The sequence below is a fragment of the Rhodococcus sp. no. 34 genome (assembly GCF_054589475.1).
The window spans coordinates 67,507-85,023 of the sequence record NZ_BAAILK010000035.1 but is presented as its reverse complement, the minus strand read 5'-3'; the positions used below and the strand labels follow the sequence as shown (position 1 = coordinate 85,023).

The 17,517-nt window shown below is 62.9% G+C and carries 20 protein-coding genes; 10 read left to right on the top strand and 10 right to left on the bottom strand.

The features are described from left to right. Nucleotides 1-119: 119 nt before the first annotated feature. The gene (locus ACYP01_RS13455) at nt 120-698 is read right to left on the bottom strand and encodes a TetR/AcrR family transcriptional regulator (RefSeq protein WP_047272072.1); all 579 of its coding nucleotides are present in this window, start codon (nt 696-698) and stop codon (nt 120-122) included. 34 nt (nt 699-732) lie between these two features. Between ACYP01_RS13455 and ACYP01_RS13450 the strand changes: the two genes are divergently transcribed. Next, the gene (locus ACYP01_RS13450; RefSeq protein ID WP_459680515.1) at nt 733-1,710 is read left to right on the top strand and encodes a DMT family transporter; all 978 of its coding nucleotides are present in this window, start codon (nt 733-735) and stop codon (nt 1,708-1,710) included. On the opposite strand, the gene ACYP01_RS13445 is transcribed toward ACYP01_RS13450, so the two are convergent. From ACYP01_RS13445 to ACYP01_RS13420, 6 genes are all read right to left on the bottom strand, one after another. Further along, on the bottom strand, nt 1,697-2,518 hold the full coding sequence (locus tag ACYP01_RS13445; protein WP_003939715.1) for a tyrosine-protein phosphatase: 822 nt from the start codon (nt 2,516-2,518) through the stop codon (nt 1,697-1,699). The two genes, ACYP01_RS13450 and ACYP01_RS13445, sit on opposite strands and share 14 nt — an antisense overlap. Before the next feature lie 38 nt (nt 2,519-2,556). Then, entirely contained in the window at nt 2,557-2,970 is a 414-nt protein-coding gene (locus ACYP01_RS13440; protein WP_003940418.1) for a phage holin family protein, read from the bottom strand. Nucleotides 2,971-2,997: 27 nt separating this feature from the next. Continuing rightward, entirely contained in the window at nt 2,998-3,975 is a 978-nt protein-coding gene (locus tag ACYP01_RS13435) for a DUF1214 domain-containing protein (RefSeq protein ID WP_003940299.1), read from the bottom strand. Nucleotides 3,976-4,040: 65 nt separating this feature from the next. Then, the gene (locus ACYP01_RS13430) at nt 4,041-4,349 is read right to left on the bottom strand and encodes an SHOCT domain-containing protein (RefSeq protein ID WP_054825971.1); all 309 of its coding nucleotides are present in this window, start codon (nt 4,347-4,349) and stop codon (nt 4,041-4,043) included. Nucleotide 4,350: 1 nt separating this feature from the next. Continuing rightward, the gene (locus ACYP01_RS13425; RefSeq protein ID WP_003940322.1) at nt 4,351-4,788 is read right to left on the bottom strand and encodes a DUF6325 family protein; all 438 of its coding nucleotides are present in this window, start codon (nt 4,786-4,788) and stop codon (nt 4,351-4,353) included. After that, the gene (locus ACYP01_RS13420) at nt 4,785-5,159 is read right to left on the bottom strand and encodes a PLDc N-terminal domain-containing protein (RefSeq protein WP_030537228.1); all 375 of its coding nucleotides are present in this window, start codon (nt 5,157-5,159) and stop codon (nt 4,785-4,787) included. The genes ACYP01_RS13425 and ACYP01_RS13420 overlap by 4 nt, the downstream gene beginning before the upstream one ends. Before the next feature lie 170 nt (nt 5,160-5,329). Between ACYP01_RS13420 and ACYP01_RS13415 the strand changes: the two genes are divergently transcribed. Beyond that, nucleotides 5,330-6,865 carry a helix-turn-helix domain-containing protein gene (locus ACYP01_RS13415; RefSeq protein WP_459680510.1) on the top strand — a complete coding sequence of 512 codons (1,536 nt, stop codon included), beginning with the start codon at nt 5,330-5,332 and terminating at the stop codon, nt 6,863-6,865. On the opposite strand, the gene ACYP01_RS13410 is transcribed toward ACYP01_RS13415, so the two are convergent. Then, entirely contained in the window at nt 6,800-7,387 is a 588-nt protein-coding gene (locus ACYP01_RS13410; RefSeq protein WP_459680507.1) for a TetR/AcrR family transcriptional regulator, read from the bottom strand. The genes ACYP01_RS13415 and ACYP01_RS13410 overlap by 66 nt on opposite strands. 95 nt (nt 7,388-7,482) lie before the next feature. Between ACYP01_RS13410 and ACYP01_RS13405 the strand changes: the two genes are divergently transcribed. From ACYP01_RS13405 to ACYP01_RS13390, 4 genes are all read left to right on the top strand, one after another. Further along, entirely contained in the window at nt 7,483-9,261 is a 1,779-nt protein-coding gene (locus tag ACYP01_RS13405; protein ID WP_037120584.1) for an ABC transporter ATP-binding protein, read from the top strand. Between the two features lie 75 nt (nt 9,262-9,336). Beyond that, nucleotides 9,337-10,548, top strand: coding sequence for an acyl-CoA dehydrogenase family protein (locus ACYP01_RS13400; protein ID WP_459680504.1), 1,212 nt, complete (start codon nt 9,337-9,339; stop codon nt 10,546-10,548). Then, complete coding sequence (locus tag ACYP01_RS13395; protein ID WP_459680501.1) at nt 10,545-11,570, top strand: phosphotransferase family protein; 1,026 nt, start codon at nt 10,545-10,547, stop codon at nt 11,568-11,570. The genes ACYP01_RS13400 and ACYP01_RS13395 overlap by 4 nt, the downstream gene beginning before the upstream one ends. Further along, complete coding sequence (locus ACYP01_RS13390; RefSeq protein WP_065351450.1) at nt 11,567-12,304, top strand: SDR family NAD(P)-dependent oxidoreductase; 738 nt, start codon at nt 11,567-11,569, stop codon at nt 12,302-12,304. Before ACYP01_RS13395 ends, ACYP01_RS13390 begins: the two co-directional genes overlap by 4 nt. A 4-nt stretch (nt 12,305-12,308) precedes the next feature. Here the strand turns inward: ACYP01_RS13390 and ACYP01_RS13385 are convergent, their stop codons facing one another. After that, complete coding sequence (locus ACYP01_RS13385; RefSeq protein ID WP_459680497.1) at nt 12,309-12,854, bottom strand: ribulose-1,5-bisphosphate carboxylase/oxygenase large subunit; 546 nt, start codon at nt 12,852-12,854, stop codon at nt 12,309-12,311. A 144-nt stretch (nt 12,855-12,998) separates the two neighbouring features. Here ACYP01_RS13385 and ACYP01_RS13380 point away from each other — a divergent pair, with 144 nt between their 5' ends. Genes ACYP01_RS13380 through ACYP01_RS13365 form a run of 4 tightly spaced genes read left to right on the top strand, consistent with a single transcriptional unit; the run spans nt 12,999 to nt 15,478 of the window. Beyond that, the gene (locus ACYP01_RS13380; protein WP_003940613.1) at nt 12,999-13,499 is read left to right on the top strand and encodes a methylated-DNA--[protein]-cysteine S-methyltransferase; all 501 of its coding nucleotides are present in this window, start codon (nt 12,999-13,001) and stop codon (nt 13,497-13,499) included. Further along, nucleotides 13,486-14,040, top strand: a complete 555-nt coding sequence (locus ACYP01_RS13375; protein ID WP_080961251.1) for an RNA polymerase sigma factor — start codon at nt 13,486-13,488, stop codon at nt 14,038-14,040. The genes ACYP01_RS13380 and ACYP01_RS13375 overlap by 14 nt, the downstream gene beginning before the upstream one ends. After that, nucleotides 14,037-14,636 carry a methylated-DNA--[protein]-cysteine S-methyltransferase gene (locus tag ACYP01_RS13370; RefSeq protein ID WP_007729599.1) on the top strand — a complete coding sequence of 200 codons (600 nt, stop codon included), beginning with the start codon at nt 14,037-14,039 and terminating at the stop codon, nt 14,634-14,636. Before ACYP01_RS13375 ends, ACYP01_RS13370 begins: the two co-directional genes overlap by 4 nt. Next, the gene (locus ACYP01_RS13365) at nt 14,633-15,478 is read left to right on the top strand and encodes a DNA-3-methyladenine glycosylase family protein (RefSeq protein WP_459680493.1); all 846 of its coding nucleotides are present in this window, start codon (nt 14,633-14,635) and stop codon (nt 15,476-15,478) included. Before ACYP01_RS13370 ends, ACYP01_RS13365 begins: the two co-directional genes overlap by 4 nt. Before the next feature lie 4 nt (nt 15,479-15,482). On the opposite strand, the gene ACYP01_RS13360 is transcribed toward ACYP01_RS13365, so the two are convergent. Next, nucleotides 15,483-17,517: MMPL family transporter (locus ACYP01_RS13360; RefSeq protein WP_459680491.1), on the bottom strand; the 2,035-nt coding region annotated here is incomplete at its 5' end.

The following is a 17,517-nucleotide window of genomic DNA, read 5'->3' as shown; positions in this document are numbered from 1 at the left end:
TGGGGGAGTGACTGTGGGGGCGAAGCGGGTGGGGGAGTGACTGTGGGGGCGAAGCGGGTGGGGGAGTGACTGTGGGGGCGAAGCGGGTGGGGGAGTGACTGTGGGGGCAACTGCGCGAATCAGTCTGAATTTTTGAGCAATTCGAGCGCTGCGTTCCGGCCGGCACCGAAGGGGTCGGTGCCGATACCGATCCCGTCTGCGACAAGGGCACCTTCGTGAAGCAGCATGATTGCCTCGACGAGACGTTCGTCGGCTAGTCCGTCCGTCGCCAGAATGCGCCGGAAAAGGTCTGACATCTCCCGCTTTTGTTCGGCGATGACAGCGAACACCGGATGTGAGTGATCGCTGAACTCGGCGTGCGCGTTGATCATGCTGCACCCCTTGCCTCCGCTCGCCTTGGACCAGGAGGCGGAAGCGTCGAATACCGCACTCAACTGTTCGGCGCGGCTAGCTCCGGCTGATGCGAGCTTCTCGTCGCGAAAGATTCGCCACCGCCGATCTCGAGCCCTCAGGTATTCAACGACGAGACCGTCTTTCGAGCCGAACCGTTCGTACAAAGTCTTCTTCGTGACCCCGGCGTCCAGTGCGACGGTATCCACGCCTACGGCATGAATCCCCTTTTCGTAGAACAGCTTCGACGCAGACTCCAGAATGCGACGCGCTTTCGGAGTCAATTCGGGTGTGGATTCCTCTGCCATGGACAAAAGTATACCGATCTGTATAGTCGAGTTCATGAGTAAACAGATCGGTATACCTCGGATCGTGACCTCGAGATCTGCCGTGACGGCTACCTTGTCGGTCCTGTTCGTCGTGTGCTGGAGTTCGGGATTCATCGGGGCCAAACTCGGCGCTGGCAGTGCCGAGGTCCCCACACTGCTGATGTGGCGTTTTCTCCCGCTCGCGGCGGTGCTGCTCCCGATTGTCTGGCTCTCCGCCCGCCGCCGGAACGCGATGCCGACACCGCGGGCTCTCGGCAGGCAGGTGGTGATCGGGATGCTCTCCCAGAGTGGCTACCTGTTGTCGGTGTACTGGGCAGTCGATCTCGGCGTGAACACCGGAACAACTGCGCTGATCGACGGTATTCAGCCGCTGGTGGCTGCCGCACTGCTCGGTCCGGTCCTCGGTGTCGCAGTCCCGCGTATGCAGTGGATCGGGTTGGCCATCGGAATGGGCGGCGTCGTGATGGTCACGGCAGCCGATGCCGGGGCCGGCACATCGGCGCCGTGGTGGGCGTACGCGATTCCGTTCCTGGGGATGCTCAGCCTGGTTGCATCCACCTTCGTCCAGCAACGCGCTCCCACGTCCACACCGCCACTGCAGGCTTTGGTCATCCACTGCTCAACCAGCGCAATAGTTTTCACAACTCTGGCGATCGTCTCGGATGCTGCCGTACCGCCGAGTGTCAGCACATTCTGGATCGAGTTGCTCTGGTTGATCGTGTTGTCCACCTTCGGTGGTTACGGGCTGTACTGGCTGTTGCTCCGCCGCATCGGCATTACGTCCGTCAACACCCTGATGTTCTTGATCGCCCCAGTCACCGCGGTCTGGGGCGCACTGATGTTCGGAGAATCCTTCACTCCGTTCACCGCGCTCGGCTTGGCGGTGGGCATCGTCGCCGTCGTCGTGGTCACCCGGGTGGGCAATCGCCCGAAGAAGCAGGACGAGGGCACGGATTCCTGCCCGCCGAGAGCTTCGATCACGTCGCGCTGATGAAGGCCGATCGGGATGTGAACCGCTCGCGGAGCGCGGTGAGTTGCTCTGCGGTGAGCTTCAGTCCGTTGATTGCGTAGTCCTCGACGGTGCCGAAGTGCGTGCGCATTTCGTCGAGAGCTGCGTCGAAATAGCTGTCACGGACTCCGAGGAGGGGTCGTAGCACTTCTGCGTCAACGCCTTTGCTCGCGGCGAAGTCGAGGATCGGTTCTGTCATGGGGGCCAGATCGGTGTTCGTCTCCAGGTAGTCGGCGCGTACATCGGCTTCGTCGGCCCCGAGGAGGAGTAGGAAAGAGGTCGCGGCCCACCCGGTTCGATCCTTGCCGGTGGTGCAGTGGAAAAGTGCTGCCCCGGTGCGTTTTTCGTCGATGAGGTCGAGGTAGAACGTGCGATAGGCGTCGAGAGCGGACGGCAGGCTGACGAAGTTGCGGTTGGCTTCCTCCATCTGTGCGATCCCACGTCCGTCGCTGATGGTCTCGGCGTATGCGACCGGGTCCGTCATGAGTAGTCCAGTGGCCGCGGCGTTTTGGGCATTGTCGGCAAGTACGTCGAGCCAGACTGTGCGCGTCGAGTCAGGGAGATTGTCGAGTGCGCCGTCGCGCTCGGCGGCGGTCCTCAGGTCGTATACCGTCCGGACGTCCAAGTCGGCGACCGCGGCAAGGTCGTCGCCGTCGAGTTTCGCCAGAGTCGCTGAACGGTAGAGCGCGCCCGCGCGGACGGTGCCGTCTGCAACAGGAATGCCACCGAGGTCCCGGAAGTTCGGAGCGGTCTTCAGGAGAACGCGGCGATCGAGCGGGTGAGTTGGCATGGCTGACTCCTTGTGGGTTCCGTTTCCGAACTGATCATTCATGCCTTCTGCACACTGCGCACGAGCTTTTCGGCATTGCGTCTCTTGATCCACTTGTCGATGACGAGAGCCATGAAGATCCACCCTCCCAATGCCGTGATCACCCACACGATGATCGGGGCGAGGATCCAGGACCCGACGCCGCTGATCTCGATACCGTCGGGGACCAGGGTCGCAACCCAGAGCGCGAGCAGTGTGGCGACCAAGCCGACACCACCCGCGAGCGGAGCCGCGTAGTGCAGTGCCACGCTGAGCACGAATGGGCCGAGGATCATGTGTGCGAGGGTGAATACACCGATAGCGGCCAAGAAGCCGTTCACGCTCAGGCTGACCCCGGGAAGAGCAAAATGCACGACGATCAGCGCGATCGCGCCGAGAACACATTGCGAAACGAGCTGAAATAACAGACGCATGGCTTGTACCTCCGTGATCAGGTCGAGTCACCCGAGAGTGGTGTGTGCGTGGGGAACGCTTTGCTGCAGGGCTTCGGGACGAGGCGCCGTCCAGGTGCCGTCGAGCACGGAGGGACGGGGGCGGTACAGGCGCAGTACGTAGTTCCACCCGGGCATGATGGGCAGTGCGTTCGCGACGCCGTCGAGATGGACCCCGAAGCGGATGGTGGTGCTGCCGTCGGAGTCTGGGGTGGCCGTGAGGCTGTTGATGCTGTTGACGCCCAGGGCGTTCTCTTCGAAGTATCCGGCCGCGTTGTACAGCGAGACCGACCAGAACGCATCCACGGGAACATCGTTCAGGCGGAGACGGTATTCTCCGACCGGGAGACGTTCGTCGAAGTTGACGTAGGTGGCCTCGTACTCGGGAAGGCCACCCCAGCCGGATGCGGTACCGAGCAGGTGCCTGATCGGGTCGACTTCCGCAGCGGTACCGAATGAATGGTCGTACGTGGTGATGCCGCGCGCGAGTGCGAGGAGTGCGTCGCGGGTCTCGGTCTGCGATTGCTCGTCGTAGTCGGGCAACGGGAACTCTCCCGTTCCGCCGCCGTCGATGTTGAGGGCGTCTTGCAACCGGTTCACCTCGGCGACGTCTTCGGGGCTGTTCGGATCGACGAGGATGCGCACGATCAGTGCGGCGTAGTCGGTCCCGACCAATTCACGCGTGAGCAAATGCTCTCCCGGGTCGCGCAGGATGACGGGACCGAAGTGATCTTGACTGACCACCCACACGGAGATGTAGCGCTCGCCGGTATCGGGCACCGTGATGGTGACGTTCTCGCGCACGTCGATGATCGCGCTGCTGTACAGAGTGTCGCGGTTCTGGCGGATGATCGGCTGGTTGTCGAGTGACCCGAGATCACGAGTGTGGTTCCACGTGCCCAGGCCGACGCCCGCGGCCAGGCGAGCGAACATGAGATCGGACTCTGCCCGATTGAAGTTCAGGACGTTGACGGCGATCGTGGACATAGTGGGTTCCAATCGGTGTCGGGGTACGGAAGCGGGCGCGGTAATCCATGGCCCGTCGGGGTGAATCAGCCGAGCAGTCGCGCTTTCGCGGCTTGGAACTCGGCGTCGCTCAGCAGGCCTTGTGATTTGAGGTCGCCGAGTTTCTGCAACTCGGCGACGAGATCGACCGAGGCCGCGGGTGCGGGTGTGGGCATCGGGAGTGCGGCATGCTGCTGGGCGAATTCGTACTGCGCCTGCTCGTATTCGGCTTGGGCTCTCCTTTGCCGGCGGGTGGCCATACCGTCGCTGACGGCGGTCGCAGTACCGGTCACGACCGCGGTGCGTGCGGCGAGGCCCAGCAGTCCGGGGCGACCTCTTCTCGGGATGTACGGCATGTCAGACCTCCAGTTTCGGGCTGATCGTGTCCATGAGGGCATTGACGACCGGGGCGGGTATCCGCTCGTAGCCCAGTAACACCGCGCCGGACGCCGCGGTGCGTGCGGCGAGCTCACGCTGATAGACCAGCTCGAGCGCGACCAGCAGCGCTGCAGCGCCGGTGGGAATGGCTGCCGCGAGTTCGGTGATGTCCTCATGCCCGAGCAGACCGGACGCGCCGAGCATCTCGACGTTGATCTCGAAGCCGTTCGGCAACTCCTCGACTTCGATGAGGGTGAGTTCACCGTCCTCGGACTTGGAGATGACGATCAGATCGAGCAGCCGCACCAGGCCGGTATCCGTAAGGTCGGTCAGTGCGGAGAGCGCGGCCGGGTCGAGGCTCTGCCCAGGCAGGCCGAGAAGGTAGAAGTCGACGGGGCCGAAACGCGCGGCACTCACGAGAGGACCTTCAGCTTGAGTGCGGCGAACTCGTCCTCGCTGATCGCTCCGGCTTCGAGCAGTGCTGCGGCTGCGGCGATCTCCTCGCTGGGGCTCTTCCCCGCGACCTCGCGGATATACGATTCGGCGGCCTTCTCGGCGTCGCGTGCGGCCTTGTTGCTGCGTTCCGTCATCCCTTCGCCGCGGGCGACGAGATAGACGAGCGCGGTGAGGATGGGCAGGAAGAGTAGGAAGAACACCCAGACGGCCTTCAACCAACCGCTGAGCTTGTGGTCGCGGAACAGGTCGGCGATGATCGCGAACAGCGCGAAGAGATATCCGATGAAGACGGTTGCCCACAGCATCCAGCCGAGGCTTTCCCAGAAGCTCATGTGTCTTATCCGTTTCGTGTCAGGCCTGCGCACCGGGATTCCGCCGACTAGCGCATTTCGGTTGATTCCGGCAATTCTCACTGGTTTCCGCAGGCTTCGATCGCGGTCTCATCCGAAGCGGATGAGACCGGATTTCCACGGACATCGAACGTCTCGAGTATCTTCGACACATGATCGAAGCCGTGCGTGACGCACTCGCCTCTGGTGAGGCGGAGCAGGCTCGACGAGTCCTGCGGAAAAACTGGCTTCGTTTGATTCTCGAATCTCACACCAGGGAACTCGAGCAGCTCTGCCTTGCTCATCCCGATCCCCACGATCCGCACATCCTGCTGATACGGGCGTGCTGCCGCGATCTCAGCGGTGATCCGTACGGCGCTGAGTTTCTCCGCGGGCAGGGTCTGCGGGTGGCGTCCGACGATTTTGTCGTCTGCTTCACCGACCTGCTGCTCGCTCCGGACACCTCGACCAAGGCCGTCATCGCCGATCGCGCTCGCCACGCGCTCGCCCAGTGCGAGCCCGAGGACGATTACCCGTCCGCGCTCTTCCTCCTCGGGTGGACCGAGATCAGGCTTCGTCGTGACCTTCCTCGTGCCATCGCGCTACTTCGCTCGGCCGGCGACGAGGCGCAGTTGCAGTCGCGTACGGAGACGTTGCGTCTCGCACAATCCAATTTGGCTTTCGCGCTCACCCACGCAGGGATATTCACCGAAGCCGAACAGATCCTCGACGGCCTTCCTGCGCGAGAGGTGGCGTCCGATTGGGAACGCTTCGAAGGTGGTCTCCCACAGTCGAATCGGGGGTGCATCGCTTACTGGCGTGGCGACTTCGAGGAGGCGATCGCTCAGTTCGACTCGATCATCGAGGAGGGCAGCCCCGGAACCAATTTCGAGGCGCTCGCCCGTCTGTACCTGGTGATGAGCCTGATCGCTCTGAACCGGGAAGACCGGTACCACAACGCCGCTCGTCTGCTGCGAGGCGTGAGCACTGCGGACAAGCACGGCATTCCTTGGGATACGCTGCGGCGCGTCACCACGGCCTGGCTCGCCCACGCTCAAGGACAGGACGAGCAAGCTCGCCGCATCGCAATGCCCACGCTGACCAGAACAGGTGCTGCGGTCGCTCACGCGCTTCTCGCGGAGCTCTACCGAGTCATGGGGGATCCGGAACCGTCAGCTCAGGCGCTTCGGTTGGCAACCTCGGCCGCGCTGCCCCGATATGCGCTGGTGAGCACCCTTGTCACGACTGCCGCCCTGAGCTCCGTCGCCGGGCGTGGACCGCAGGCACACGAGCAATTGGATCGTGCGCTGGCCGAGGCAATCCCCGAGCGTATTCTCGCCCCATTTCTGAGCGGCGATCCGGTAATCGTCGATCTGTTGAACGCGCACGCAACGCAGGGGTCGAGACACCAGGAGCTCCTACGCACGATTCTGGAAAAACGGGGCCAGCTCTCTGCCAAACTCGCCGGAGTCCTGACGGAACGTGAGAAAGAGATCCTCACTTTTCTGCGAACTACGATGACTGCAGACGAGATCGCTGCGCACCTCGGCATCGCCTATCCCACTGTGAAGACTCACATTCGCTCGATCTACCGCAAACTAGGCGTGACCAAACGGCGTGCCGCTGTTCAAGCAGCCGACAACCTAGACCGAGGGATCGGGGGCGATTCCGCGGCGGAGGCTGCGAACCGTCAGATCCAAGGCTTGTAGTCGCGTCCCGGAACCGCGGTTCACGTAGTCCATCGACGTGTAGAGCAGTGACCACAGCAGGTTCTGCACCCAGTCCGAACCCATGTCGGGGTCGATGGAACCGTCGGAGTGTCCGCGCTCGATGGCATCGGTGACTGAGTCGTCGTTCGACGCGGACTCGGCAAACGAATCTTCTTGATACACACCGGGAGTGAAGAACAGAACCGTCAAGAGGTCGGCCAGTTCGAAGTATTCATGGCACAGGCGAACCAGTGCTTCGGCTCCGGTACCCTCGCCGAGTCGAGCTGCTGCTGCGGCCTCTCCGACGGCACGAGTGGCCTCGGCCGCGACTGCGTCGACCAGGTCTGACCGTTCGGGAAAGTAGCGGTGCAAAGTGGTCCGGCCGACCCTTGCGGCCGAAGCGATCTCGCTGAGGGTCGCAGCAGGCTTGGATGCGAACACCGAAACGGCAGCATCGAGGATGGCCTTCCGTGTGCGCTCGCGGGTCGCGCTTTGTTCTGGTGCGCTGTGGATCGTTGTCACGAATCCGAAGCGTAGCCGTGTCCGGTTTCGGTATCCAGTGTTTCCGAATCGGAATTTCTCTTGCCCTTTATGGAACATTCGTGTTCCATAAATTCATGCTTGAATCCGACGCTTCTCAGCCCGCACCGAAATGGAGCAATCTCCGCGTCCTCTCGGAGTTCGCTCGACCGCATCTGCCGTCGCTCCTCCTCGGATTGGTACTGGCGCTGTGCGGCTCGGCGGCGACGCTGGCAACGCCGATGGTCACCAAGTGGGTTCTCGACACCCTCGATACCGGTGCGTCGCTGAAAGGACCGATCCTCACGCTCGTCGTCCTTCTGATCGTCGGTGCAGTGCTCGGTTGTGCTCAGTGGATCGTTCTCGGAACCGCCGCCGAGAAGGTTGTCTTCGACGCCAGGTCTTCGCTGGTGAAGCGATTCCTCGCTGCGACGGTGCCGTCGCTGCAATCGCGATCCGTGGGTGAATTGGTCACCCGGGTCACGTCTGACACCTTGCTGCTGCGGGAGGCTGCGTCGTCGGCCGCGGTGAATATTCTGAACGCAGCCGCGTTGACCATCGGAACGATTGTTCTGATGGGCGTTCTGGATCTGCCGTTGTTGGGGGTAACCATGGTGGCAATCGTGTTCGCCTCCATACTCTTTGCCGTTCTGATGCCTCGGATTTCCGCAGCCGAAGCGCGAACCCAGGAATCGCTCGGTCAGCTCGGCGGCGTTCTCGAGGGTGGCTTGCGTGCGATCCGGACGGTCAAGGTTTCCCTCGCCGAGGATCGCGTCGGGGCTCTGGTGACGAACAATGCGTCCGATGCGAAAAAGCATGCGATCACGGCGGTGCGAGTGTCGGCAACCGCGTGGACTGTCGCGTGGACCGCCATTCAAGGATCGATCATTGCCATCCTGGGCTTCGGTGCCTGGCGAGTCGCCGACGGCGAAATGGCAGTCTCGACGCTCATCGCGTTTTTGCTCTACGCCTTCACCCTGATGGGGCCGGTGTCGGAGCTTGCGCAGAACGTGACCTCCGTTCAGTCGGGAATCGCGGCAGCTATCCGGATTCGCGAGATGCAGTCGTTGCCCACCGAGCAGTACGACGAGGTCGTGGACGTGGTCGCGAAAACGAGCGCTGCCGCGCCGCTGATCGAGTTGCGCGACGTCACCGTGAGCTACCACGGATCGAACCAGCCGGCGTTGCGCGATGTCTCGCTGGTCATTCCGACGCGTGGGCACATGGCCATCGTCGGCCCGTCGGGCGCAGGAAAGACGACCTTGCTCTCGACCGTGCTGCGATTTGTCGAACCTCGATCGGGTGAGGTTCTCCTGCATGGAGTCGGTTACGACGCGCTCGATCACCGCGCTGTGCGCGAGAGTCTCGCGTACGTGGAGCAGGAGACACCGGTGGTGCCCGGCACGATTCGGGAGAACGTCGTCTTCAGCCATCCCGATGCGACGGACGAAGAAGTACAGGCCGTTCTGCGCTTGCTCCGGCTCGACGACGCGATCGAGGCCCTGCCCAACGGACTCGACACCGCTCTGACGGCCACTTCGCTGTCGGGCGGCCAACGTCAGCGGATCGCGATGGCGCGCGCAGTTCTGCGTCCGAGTGCTTTGCTTCTGCTCGACGAAGCCACTGCCCAGGTCGACACGCTCACCGAAGCCGCGATTGTCGACGCGATCAACGAACGTGCGCGCACCGGGGCCGTGGTGACTATCGCTCACCGGCTCTCGACGGTGCGTGACGCCGACTGGATCGTGGTCATGGAAGACGGTCGGATCCGCAACATCGGCAACCATGACGAGCTCATGGACAAGGACGATCTGTACCGCGACATGGTGGTTGCCGGCCGGCTCGATCAGGGCGAGGCAATGCTCGAGGATTGTTGACCCGACGCGTCGGCGTGTGCGAGAGTGCTGATACCGAGCGATCGCTCGGTCGGGATGTTCTTTCGGAGGTGGCTGGTGGCAATCGATCTGACGTACGCGCCCGAGGTGGTGGCGCTGATCGAGAAGACGCGCGACTTCACGCGCAACGTAGTGCTCCCCATCGAAGACGAACACGCCGGTGACATCGCTGTAGCGGGTGGCGATGCCATCCGCATCGAGATGCAGTCGGCAGCAAAAGAAGCCGGTGTCTTCGCCCCGCATGCGCCGATCGAGTACGGCGGACACGGACTCAACATGAGTGATCGCGCGCCTGTCTTCGAGGAAGCCGGCTACTCGCTATTCGGGCCGACGGCGCTCAACATCGCGGCGCCGGACGAGGGCAATGTTCACATGCTGGCCCACATCGCGAACGAAGCACAGAAGCAGCAGTTCCTCGCGCCGCTCGCAAGCGGGGACATGCGGTCGGCATTCGCCATGACCGAACCCGCGCCCGGAGCGGGATCCGATCCCTCGGCTTTGAACACCCGCGCCGAAAAAGTCCCCGGTGGCTGGAAGATCAACGGTAAGAAATGGTTCATCACCGGCGCCGACGGCGCCGGGTTCTTCATCATCATGGCGCGCACGTCCGGCGAGCCCGGGCAGCGCGGCGGAGCGACCATGTTCTTGGCGCCGACGGACACTACCGGCCTGGTAGTGGGTCGACACATCGACACCCTCGACAAGGCCATGATCGGTGGGCACTGCGAGGTCACGTTCGAGGATCTCTTCGTACCCGACGAGGCCGTTCTCGGTGAGGTCGATCAAGGTTTCGCCTACGCGCAGGTTCGCCTCGGTCCCGCCCGCATGACGCACGTGATGCGCTGGCTCGGTGCAGCGCGCCGCGGCCACGACGTCGCCGTGGCCAGGGTTGCCGAACGAGAAGGCTTCGGCTCGAAACTCGGTGATCTCGGAATGATCCAGAAGATGGTCGCCGACAACGAGATCGACATCGCAGCCAGCCGCGCACTTCTGGTGCAGGCCTGCTTCGAACTCGATCAGGGCGGGCACGCGAGCAACGCGACGTCCATCGCCAAGACCTACGCTGCCGAGGCGATCTTCCGGATCGTGGACCGCTCCATTCAGATGTGTGGCGGAATGGGCGTGTCCGGCGATCTGCCGCTGGCACGCTTGTCCCGCGAAGTGCGTCCCTTCCGCGTCTACGACGGCCCGTCCGAGGTTCATCGCTGGGCAATTGCGAAACGTGTTGTCGGAGCTGCGAAGCGCGCTGCTCGGGAGGAGTCGAAGTGACGGACTTTCCAGGACTCAATCTCGCGGCGCTCCACAAGTATCTGCAAGCCGCAGGCGTCGAGGTGAGCGGTGAGTTGCGAGCCGAACTGATTTCAGGCGGCAAATCCAATCTCACCTACGGAATCTTCGACGACAACTCGAAGTGGATTCTGCGTCGTCCACCCACGGCCGGCCTCACGCCGTCGGCGCATGACGTTGCGCGTGAGTTCCGAATCACCTCGGCGTTGCAGAACACTGCCGTGCCGGTCGCGCCGACCGTCGTGCTGTGCGAGGACGCCTCGGTGATGGGTGCGTCGTTCACGGTGGTCGAGTTCGTCACCGGTCAAGTGATCCGAACCAAAACCGAGTTGGAAGCTGTTCCGGCAGCGCAGGTCACGCAGTGCACCGACGAGTTGGTGCGTGTTCTCGCTGCACTGCACGACGTCGACTACACCGCAGTGGGTCTCGGCGGACTCGGCAGACCCGACGGTTACGTAGCCCGCCAGGTGAAGTTGTGGGCCGGTCAATGGTCACGCGTCAAGACCGAGGACTCGGCCGACGTGGACAGGTTGGCGTCGAGCCTCGCGGAATTGATTCCGGCGGAATCAGCCTCGTCGATCGTGCACGGCGACTACCGGATCGACAACACGATTCTCGCGGCAAACGACGTCACCAAGGTTGCCGCAGTGGTGGACTGGGAACTGTCGACGCTGGGCGATCCGCTGGCGGACATCGCGATGATGTGCGTCTATCGGCATCCCGCGCTGGATCTGGTTCTGGGTGAGCCTGCTGCGTGGACGAGCCCGTCGCTACCGTCCGTTGTTGATCTGGCGCAACGGTATTCGTCCGTGTCGGGTCGTGAACTGGCGCATTGGAACTTCTACATGGCGCTCGGGTTCTTCAAACTCGCCGTCGTGGCGCAGGGCATCGATCACCGATTCCGAGCAGGAGCCACCGTCGGCGGGGGATTCGACAAGGCTGGATCTTCTGTGCCGGAACTGATCTCGGCCGGACTCAACGCACTGCAAGGGAAATTCGAATGACTCGATCAGCACTGGTCACCGGCGCCTCCAAGGGAATCGGGCTCGGCATCGCAACACGCTTGGCTTCGCAAGGGTACGGGCTGACCATCACGGCGCGTGATACCGAGCGGCTCGCCGTGGTCGCCGAAGAACTTACGCGCGCCGGATCGCCGGACGTCGTCGTCTCGGCCGGCGACATGGCGGACGAGAACTTCGCCGCAGCACTCGTCGCCACACACAATGAGCGATTCGGCTCCATGAGGGCTCTCGTCCTCAACGCCGGAGTGGGAACCAGTGGGCGAGTAGCGGATTACCCGATGCGACGTTTCGACAAGACCGTTGCCGTCAATCTCCGAACACCGTTTGCACTATTGCAAGCGTCGCTGCCGCTCCTGCGTACAGCGGCGGACGCGGACCTCGCCGGCGGAGCAAAGGTGATCGCTCTCGCCTCGATGGCCGGTGTGTATGCCGAGAGCGGCCTGGCCGTCTACGGAGCCACCAAAGCTGCGCTGATTTCGATGGTCGAGGCACTCAACGCCGAGGAATCCGGAAACGGCGTCAGTGCGACGGCCATCGCTCCCGGTTACGTCGATACCGACATGTCGGCGTGGACGCACGATCGGATCACACCGGACACCATGATCAAGGTCGACGACATCGTGGAGTTGGTGGACGGTCTGCTCAAGCTCTCGTCTCGAGCGGTAGTTCCGAAGGTCGTCATGACGCGTGCTGGGACCAACGGCTACTCCGCCTGAAATTTCAATCCAGCTTGGCTTCGCCCCGCTTGCGAAAGAAGTGAAAGCCAGGCACCCCGACGATCGCCTGCCGCAGGTCCTTGACCACTCCGAGGAGTTCGTGGATCTCGGGCGAGACGGAGTCCAAGGTTCCGAGGATGGGCAACACCGCGGCCACCCGGTCGGTGAGCTCCGGTAGTTGGTCGATCAGCTTGATCGCGGCGCTGACCTCTGCCTCGGAAAGGTCGTCGGCGAACCTGGCGGCCAGCGGCGCGAGCTGTAGGGCGATGGGCTCGTAGATCTCGAGGAGTTGTCCCGCGATGTCCGACGTCTGCTCGACGGCCTCGACCAGTGTCTCAGCGCGAACGGTCACGGAGGCGGCTCCGATGACGACGCGGTCGGCGTTGTCGGCGATCTGGTTGATGCGCGCCACCAACCTCTCGACCGAGAAGAGGAGCGCCTCGAGTCGAGTGGGCAGGGTGACCGCAAATGCGACCGTGGACAGGGACCAGTGCACCACGTCGCCGACGGAGCGGACGACGGTGGAGCTGCCGGGCAAAACTAGAGCCATCCCTCGATACTGCCTGATGTGACGTCAAAGTACAGGTAAATCTCACATTCACGAGGCCCGCGGCGTTTTCGAGGTGTCGGTGCCGGCGCGGACAATCAATCCACCCGCTGCCTGCCGCATCGCGCAACCTGGAAGGATCGAGACATGACGGCTATCCGTACGCACACTGTGATCGACTCGCCGATCGGAGCGTTGACGCTGGTAGCAGCAGGTGACGACCTCTGCGGTCTGTACATGGCGGAGCATCGCCACAAGCCGGACGAGTCCACGTTCGGTGATCGTTCCTCGGCGGTCTTCGGTGAAGTCGAATCGCAGCTCACCGAGTACTTCGAGGGTGATCGCACGGAGTTCTCCGTGCCGCTGGCGCCCGTGGGTACCGAGTTCCAGAAGCGGGTGTGGGACACCTTGCGAACGATCCCGTACGGCGAAACCTGGACCTACATGGAGCTCGCGCAAACTTTGGGTAACCCGCTTGCGATCCGTGCTGCCGCCGCGGCAAACGGCAAGAATCCGATCAGCATCATCGTTCCCTGTCATCGCGTGGTCGGTAGCGACGGAAGTCTGACCGGTTTCGCCGGCGGCCTCGAACGTAAGCGGTTCCTGCTCGACCGCGAGCACGGCGGCGAATCGGATGTCCTCTTCTGATGCGCTCGGCTCACAATTCGGTGATCGGGAACGTCTACCGGTCGTGACACTCAAACCGTTCGAAGACGTCGTGACCGAATACGGTGCAGTGGTCCTCCGTGTCTGCCGCGCGGTGGTCGGGCCCGTCGACGCCGAGGACGCGTGGTCCGAGACGTTCATCGCGGCGATGCGGGCATACCCGGATCTGAACCCGGACGCGAACATCGAAGCCTGGCTGGTCACCATCGCGCACCGCAAGGCAATCGACATCACCCGAGTGCGTGCCCGCGTGGCCGTGCCGACAGACGACGTTCCGGAGTTGCCGACGCGAATCGGCGTGCCGGGCACGTGGGATCACGAACTCTGGGACGCACTCGAACAACTACCACTCAAACAACGTGCGGCGGTCGCCTATCACTTTCTGGGTGGGCTGCCGTACGCAGAGATCGCGGACATCCTCGGCAACACGCCGGCAGCCGCCAGACGCGCGGGTGCGGACGGTATCGCCACCCTACGAAGAACCTACTTGTCCGCTACCGCTGCGGAAGGGAGTCACTCATGAGTAACGATGTGTTCGAGGCACTTCCAGCCGTTGACGCCGACGCCATGATCCGCCTACGGGCGCGCCTGGCTGCGCAGGCGTCCGAAGCCGAATTGATCGACGTGGCATATCGAACCGTCGATTCGCCGGTCGGAAAGCTGCTGCTGGCGGCAACTGATGTCGGCCTGGTGCGGGTTGCCTTTGCCGTCGAAGGGCACGACCTCGTTCTGGAACGATTGGCGGACACCGTCAGCCCTCGTGTGCTTCATTACCCGCGCAGGCTGGACACTGTCGCTCGCGAGTTGGACGAGTACTTTGCCGGTGCGCGTCGAGAATTCGATCTGCGCTTGGATTTCCAACTCGCGAAAGGGTTTCGACGCGAAGTGTTGCGTCATCTTCCCGAGATCGAATACGGCCACACTGCAAGCTATTCGGTGGTCGCGGCAGCGTCGGGAAGCCCACGTGCGGTGCGTGCCGTAGGGACTGCATGTGCAAAGAACCCGCTGCCGTTGGTGGTCCCGTGTCACCGGGTGGTGCGCAGCGACGGCAGCCTCGGGCAGTACGCGGGTGGCCCCGAACTGAAAGCGATTCTGCTGGATCTGGAAGCCGGCCGGTGAGCGCAGTGACGCTGCGCTTTCAGGCGCCCTATGCAGTCGAACCGCTCACCGGTGCCCTGCGGGCTCACTGCGTCGCAGGCCTCGAGCGTCACGACGACGGTGTTCACACCAGAGTCGTACCGTTGCCTTCCGGACCCGTTGTCGTGTCGGTGTCGTGGACCGACGACGGTGTCGTCGTGGATTCCGATGTGCCGGCGGGGGATTCTGCAGTGCTGGAGGTGATCGTGCGTCGTTGGCTCGACCTCGACGCCGATCACACTGCTGTCGAAGCGGCGTTCGGTAGTGATGAGTTGTTGGCCCCACTTGTTGCCGCCCGTCCAGGATTGCGTGTGCTCGGTTCGGTGGACGGGTTCGAGACCGCAGTGCTCACCGTTCTGGGACAACAGGTTTCGCTCGGCGCGGCGAGGACGTTCGGTGGTCGTTTTGCCAGCGCATTCGGAGCGCCGGTGCAAGGGGATTTTCTTGCCTTCCCTGATCCGGACGTGGTTGCAGCGCAATCAACCGAGGGCATACAGAAAGCCGTCGGATTGACCACAGCGCGCGCAAGAACAGTGCACACGCTGGCAACTGCGGCAGCGAACGGCCTCGACCTCTCCTGGAATGCGGATCCTGTCCAATTTCGGCGAGAGCTGTTGGCGCTAAAGGGGATCGGACCGTGGACCGCTGACTATCTCACCGTCCGGATTCTCGGTGATCGCGACGCATTCGTACCCGATGATCTGGTGTTGAAACGTGCGCTGGGGGTCTCGACGGCCAAAGAAGCCGCAGCGTTGTCCGAGCGCTGGCGACCCTGGCGAGCCTACGCGCTCTTTCATCTGTGGACCAAGGAAGCGTTTCTGTAGTCGGTCAGTCTTTCGCGCGCGCCAGTTCGGACGGCCACCAAATACGTTTCCCGATGTCGTGAGAGAGTGCCGGCACCAGGACGCTGCGCACGATGATCGTATCGAGCAGCACGCCGAAGGCCACGGCAAATCCGATCTCGGCGAGGAAGACCAGTGGCAGGATGCCCAGTACGGCAAATGTTGCGGCCAAGACGATTCCGGCTGACGTGATCACACCGCCCGTCACCGCAAGACCGCGCAGTACACCTGCACGGGTGCCGAATTCTCCGGTCTCCTCCCGGACTCTGGTCATCAGGAAGATGTTGTAGTCGATACCCAGCGCGACGAGGAAGACGAAGGCGAACAGCGGGAACGATTGATCCGCCCCGGCGAACCCGAATACGTGTGTGAAGAAGAATCCGCTCACACCGAGGGTCGCCGCGAATGAAAGCACCACGGTGACAATGAGAATCACCGGGATCAGCAGAGCGCGGAGCAAAGCGGCCAGAACCAGGAAGATCACCACCAGCACGATCGGGATGATCAGGTTTCTGTCGCGGACCGAGGCCGCCTGGACATCAAGGGTGGTGGCCGTGCTGCCGCCGACGAGCGCGTCGGCGCCGGGCACGTCGTGGACGGCAGTCCGCAGTCGCTTGACAGTTTCGAGTGCCTGCGGCGAATCGTAAGAGTCGGCGAGGGTTGCATTGATCATGGTTCGGCCGTCGATCGGTGCAACGGTGAAAGCCGCAGGGGCGCAACCCGCAGCGGCGGCTTGTGCGACGGCAGCGGGGTTGGTCTTGATCAACTCGCTGACCTTTGCGACGTCCACCTGGGTGCAGACGGCGCCGGGATCCTGCGAGATACCTTCGACGCCGCTGGCTGCTTTGATGACGGCGTCGGCCTGGTCGGCAATTGCGGTGATCACGGCCGGTGCGCCCGCTCCGGGATCGAACTTCGAGTCGTAGAGTTCCTGTCCGACAACAGCGTCGGGACGATTGGTGAAGCTTTCGGTGGATGTCAGGCCATCGGTTTTGAGACTGCCGATCCCGGCCGCGAACAGGATGATCAACAAGGCAGTGGCGCCGATCCACAGTGGGCGGTCCTTGCTACCGACGGCCTCGGCGATCTTGCCCCACATCCCGTGCGTCGTTAGGTCTGCGGCGTGATCGACCTTGGGCTTGCGCGGCCAGAAGACCCACCGTCCGGTGGCGGCCAGAGCGACCGGCATGAACGTCATCATCACCAGGTAGGTGCAGGCGATCCCGATGGCGGCGACGGGTCCGAGGCTCTTGTTGGAGTTGAGTTGAGAGAACGTCAGGCAAAGCAGACCGAGAATCACGGTGACAGCCGAAGCGGTGATGGCCGGCGCAGACTCGCGCCAGGCCTTGATCATCGCGTCGAAGCGGTTGGGATACGTGTGCAGTTCTTCGCGGTAGCGAGAAATCAAGAGTAGGGCGTAGTCGGTACCGGCACCGATCACCAACACGAAAAGGATGCCTTGAGATTGTCCGGTCAGAGTGAGTAATTCGGCTTTCGCGAGAAAATAGATCACCATCGACGACAAGCCGATGGCGAGGAGCGCGGAGAACAGCGGGAAGAACCACAACACCGGCGATCGGTACACGACAAGCAGGATGAGGATCACGACCAGGAGTGCCGCGCCAAGGAGCGCTCCGTCCAGACCGGCAAAGGCGTCGATGAACGCAACGAGTAGCCCACCTGGCCCGGCTGGGAGTACCTCGACATCACCAGCTGCTTGTTTTGCTGCGTCGATGACGTTCTGCTCGGTGGTCGCCAGGACATCGCCTGCCACGGACGTGTCTCCGTCCTTGGCGACGAGTGGCACGAAGATCGACGCAGTTGTGCCGTCGGCGGAGTACTGAGTGGGCTGCATACCGTCGGCGTCTACCCCGGAGATGCCGGCAATGGCGCCGTAGGCCGAGTTGATTGCAGATTTGTCCGCCTCGGTGAGGGCCGAATCTCGATGGAACAGAACAAATCCAGGGATCGTCTCGACTGCGAGGAAGTTCGCGGATTGGTTGCTGACGATTGTCGATTCG